Source organism: Aequoribacter sp., assembly GCF_965659035.1.
Taxonomy (GTDB): Bacteria; Pseudomonadota; Gammaproteobacteria; order Pseudomonadales; family Halieaceae; genus Aequoribacter.
The window spans coordinates 1-4343 of sequence record NZ_CBFHWH010000126.1 but is presented as its reverse complement, the minus strand read 5'-3'; the positions used below and the strand labels follow the sequence as shown (position 1 = coordinate 4343).

Annotated in this window: 6 protein-coding genes; 1 reads left to right on the top strand and 5 read right to left on the bottom strand. The window is 50.7% G+C overall.

Translation table 11 applies throughout. The annotated features are described in order from the left end of the window. The first annotated feature begins 339 nt into the window (after positions 1–339). Positions 340–1338, top strand: coding sequence for an MBL fold metallo-hydrolase (locus ACTF5Z_RS11500; protein WP_438985761.1), 999 nt, complete (start codon positions 340–342; stop codon positions 1336–1338). A 92-nt stretch (positions 1339–1430) separates the two neighbouring features. Here ACTF5Z_RS11500 and ACTF5Z_RS11495 read toward each other — a convergent pair whose 3' ends face one another. The 5 genes from ACTF5Z_RS11495 to ACTF5Z_RS11475 all read right to left on the bottom strand — a co-directional run. Beyond that, a complete protein-coding gene (locus ACTF5Z_RS11495; RefSeq protein ID WP_438985760.1) occupies positions 1431–1754 on the bottom strand; it encodes a hypothetical protein in 324 nt (107 codons plus the stop codon). A 42-nt stretch (positions 1755–1796) separates the two neighbouring features. Beyond that, positions 1797–2300, bottom strand: a complete 504-nt coding sequence (locus ACTF5Z_RS11490; protein WP_423853974.1) for an RNA polymerase sigma factor — start codon at positions 2298–2300, stop codon at positions 1797–1799. A 2-nt stretch (positions 2301–2302) separates the two neighbouring features. After that, the gene (locus tag ACTF5Z_RS11485; RefSeq protein WP_438985759.1) at positions 2303–2692 is read right to left on the bottom strand and encodes a DUF6249 domain-containing protein; all 390 of its coding nucleotides are present in this window, start codon (positions 2690–2692) and stop codon (positions 2303–2305) included. A gap of 30 nt (positions 2693–2722) precedes the next feature. Beyond that, a complete protein-coding gene (locus ACTF5Z_RS11480; RefSeq protein WP_438985758.1) occupies positions 2723–2848 on the bottom strand; it encodes a hypothetical protein in 126 nt (41 codons plus the stop codon). Positions 2849–3015: 167 nt separating this feature from the next. Beyond that, positions 3016–4343, bottom strand: a 1328-nt coding sequence (locus tag ACTF5Z_RS11475) for a DUF3604 domain-containing protein (protein WP_438985757.1), incomplete at its 5' end; no start/stop codon positions are given.

Below are 4343 nucleotides of genomic sequence, written 5' to 3'. Positions count from 1 at the left end.
AAAGCCCTGAGACAAATTTAAAGCGCCGCAGGCCTGTGCCAAGGCGGACATCTTGGTAAAAATTGTTGTGCCTACGCTGGGTAACTTAGTCTCGATCACGCTATCAATCCAGTGACAAAATACTACGTTAGCACAAGGGCGCAAGGCTTTACACACGCTTAGCCGGGCCGGTGGGCGCGTCGAAACGGTCCAGCCTACCCACCCAAAAAACGACCCAAACTCAGCCTTATGCCGTATTCACTGTAACAATTTGGACTTTATCCCATGATGCGATCCCTATGTGTAGTGTTATTGCTTAGCGCCTACGCGGCACAATCAAACTCTCTCGAGCCTTCTACAATGCCTCAGACTACATTAACCCCAAATAAACCCACCAAACTGGACTTCATTGCAGCGGCGCAGAAGGACGAACAGGGGCGCTACCAAAATCTCGACGAAGAGGCCTCACATGGATCCTTGTGGACGCGGCTTGGTTTTTTTGCCCGTCGTATCGCCACACCATTTCGGTCAAGCGAGGGCGCGGCGCCAATATACCCAGCATCAGAACCCTACGCACTGAACGAAGACTCTGTGCAGTGGATAGGTCATTCCACGCTATTGGTCTCGATGCAGGGCACGAACTTTTTAACAGACCCCATTTGGTCAAATACGCCTAGTCCGGTGCCACCCTTGGGCCCATCGCGCTTCGTACAACCGGGCATCACGATCAAGCAATTACCCGACATCGACTTTGTTTTGATATCGCATAACCACTACGACCACTTGGACCTACCAAGCCTAATTAGGCTGAGCCTGCGTTTCCCGGAGGCCACGTTTATTGTACCTTCAGACAATGCTGCACTTCTTAAAAAGCACAACATTAACAACGTATTGGAACTGAACTGGGGCGAACAAATACAACAGGGCATGCTAACGATTACCGCTCTGCCTGCTCAGCACTGGAGTAAACGAGGCATCGGTGATACGCGCCAAGCATTGTGGTCTTCTTGGGCCGTATCGAGCGCAAATAAGCGGTTTTACTTTGGTGGCGACTCTGCCTATTTTTCGGGCTATTCGCTGATCGGTGAAACGCTAGGCCCGTTTGATTTAGTGGCTTTACCCATTGGCGCTTATCAGCCTCGGGCTATGATGGCGAGCTCGCACATGAATCCAGAAGAGGCCCTGCAAGCAGGTATAGATCTTAAAGCGTCAAAAATCTTACCCATTCATTACGGCACCTTTGACCTGTCGGACGAACCCCTCGATGAGCCACTGATCCGCTTTGAGGCCGCGTTACAAAGCACGACCAGTAAGCCAAACCCCCTGATATTGCAGATCGGCGAACGGCAAGCGTTCTAGTCTGTCCATTCAGACAGGCGAGCGATAGTCGCAAAGCCACAAGACGCCTCATTCCAGGTTCATTGGTCGCGGTAGCGAGCCCGAAAGACACGTCATAATACGTGTGTTCTTTTAAGCACCAAAACGCAGACACCGGCGAGCGCGTAACTGGCCACCGCCATGACGAGTACCCGAACAAAACTGACACCCGAAAATGCCTCGAATGACGTCATGAGCCAGCCCGTCGCTGGACTCAGTAACAACCCAATCAGTGCGGGCAACATGAACCATAGGGTTAGCTTAAGCCGCCGACGCAATCGCCTCGCCGCTTGATCTTGATTGATTAAGGTCAGCGTATAGTAGCTAAACAACTCTTTATTGCGCTGCTGGTACTGCACGTCTTTTTCTTGGGCGATGATGTCTTCAATAGATCGCATAGTAATCACCTCGACTGCCCGCAAAATATAGGCTGACTAAATTTACGTATGACACTGTCGTAAAACCTCCATGGCACGGCTCAGTTTTGATTTTACGGTCCCAGCGTTGAGCTGGGTCAACTGAGCGATTTCATCGACGCTGTGGTCGTAGACATACCGAAGGGTAAACAAGGATCGATGCTCTGGATCGAGCGGTTTGATCAGACGGAAGAACTCGCCGTCTTCACTCAGATCCGGGGCATAGACCGGCTCGTCTATCGTCTCTAGCTCAGTGTAGGTTTGCTCTTTTTTTACCGCGTCGCGAAAACAGTTCACAGCAATACCCGTAAGCCAATGCTTATAGCTTTTTTTGGTATCAAAGCTTGCTAGATAAGTGTACGACTTTAGAAAGCTTTGTTGTGATATGTCCTCGGCCAAAGCCCGATTGCCAGCGGTTAAACGCATACCCAAACCAAACAGATAATCGGAGTATCGCTGAATCAGGACCCCATAGTGATGGCTGCCACCGCTTAGGGTCTTGTTGATCAAATCGATATCCGATTCCATGTTTACTCTGATTCTGGGTTTTGCTTTTTATCGTAAATGCCGTAGCCGAAAAAGGCGAGTCCCAATAATGCCACCAATAAGCCGGCACTCATAACCACATTGGCACCTAGGCCCACTTTACCGATGATCGCAACACCCAAACCGATGCCGATCAAGATCGCGCCAATTTTGATATCGTTCATAGGCTTTTCCTCTTCCACGTAGCCTGGAATGCTTTGCAGCAAATCAGGCGTTAGCTCTTGCCCACTATCGATCAGCTTTTGAAGCGAGGAATGAAACTGCTCGCGCTTTTTATTACTAAAATTCAGCGCAATCCAGACAATCATTGCAGGCATGCCAAATACAAAAACGATCGCAAAAATGGGGATAATACCTTCAAAAAAATTCGTCATAACATTTCCTCACAGGGTTCACTTTAGGGTTTACAGCGTGTGACCGGTGCTTAACAGTACTGCGCGGAGCAGGCCCATCCAAACCAGCGCCATAGGTACACCTACAACACACACAATGGCCAGAATAGGACCCAATACATCAATAGTGCAGCGCATGTTAGCCTCGGTCGCAACGCGTATTAGTGGTACTCAATAACTAATACCTGCGTTCGTGGCAAAACGTTGCCAAAAAATTTGAATTCATGTGATTTTTTAACGAAACCGTCGACGTTGGCCATCTCGCCTTCGAAATAGCCTAAGCCGCACTTCACGGTATACTCCGCCTAAGGATTCACCCAAATCGGCGAAGTATAAGCACGCTCTTGATGCACTCGCTCAGCCTCTTCTGGATGATCAGCACCTAGCGTAGCCTCATCATAAGCTGTCCAGCGAGGCGTGGGAATCTCAAGAACCCGCACGTAGTAAAACGCGCGCTCGCTGGCCTGATACTCAGAGTCTGACCACAGGGTGCTTAAATACTCAGCACCCACCGTATTGGCATACGAAGCGGATTGAAGGTTTACTGTGCTTTGTACAGGCTCCAGACGGCCATTTACGATCTGTCGATCGCCACCCCAAACCACATCAAACACTTTTTCGCGCAATTGCCCGTTCGCGTCTAACCACCCTTTAACGACCTGAACACGGTCAAGATTGGCACCCTCCGGGTCTTTTTGTACCGCCACATAAAACATGGGACGCTCATCACCCTTGGCTTGCAATTCGCCGCCCATGGGTACGCCCTGCTCGTACAAGTAGGCAATACCGTCGGCCTGCTCGACTTTATCAGGGTCTAAGTTCCAACCGGCGAAAAATCGAACGCTCATTCTTGGGCCCGTCGTAGCGTAGACCTCTTTGCGCTGCATGGCATCGAAAATAGCCTCGCGCGTGTTCTCGGTCGCCCAGACGGCGGCGTAACCCGAGGCGACTTGTTCCCATGACTGGATTACCGTGTCATTGGGCCCTACCGTTTGATCGGACCAGTCAATTGGCTGCGAATCAGCTCGAGGAGCGCGAACAATCATAAAGGGACCGCTCGTCCGCTTTTCTGATCCAGGGTGGTAATTCGCCGCTTTACCCCAAAAGTTATTGTCATCCGCTGTCGCCAAGCTGGTGTGTGCATCGGTCGAGCCAATCATGCCAAACTTGAACGGGTTTGCACCCACCTGCTGGTCAATTTGCAAACCCAATTTCAAAGCCGAGCGCGCATATTCATATGGCAACATGTCGGGGGTTTTTTGTGCATTGCCGCCCAAATTACCCTTGTCCCAAGTGCCGTAATCGGCAAACTCGTCATCGGGCGACAGCCACGGGTGCGTCTCGCTATCACCTTTAATTTGAGTGACTTCAACCACTGGTTCCCAGCGCGCACGAGCACTGGCATACGCATTGTCGATTGCACTACCGTCGTATTGTGTCAGCGCAAACATGCGCCCGTTACTGACGTTGCCGTTATGGGGGATTGCTAAAGCCTTGCCGCCGGTGGTTTGCTCGTAGTTATCCATGTACCGCCACAAGTCTCGGGGGTCATGACTTTCTAAAATGGAGTACGGAATGACTTGACTCGTGCGTGCTTCGCCATCTCGGAACAGAACAACACGGTGTAAATTGT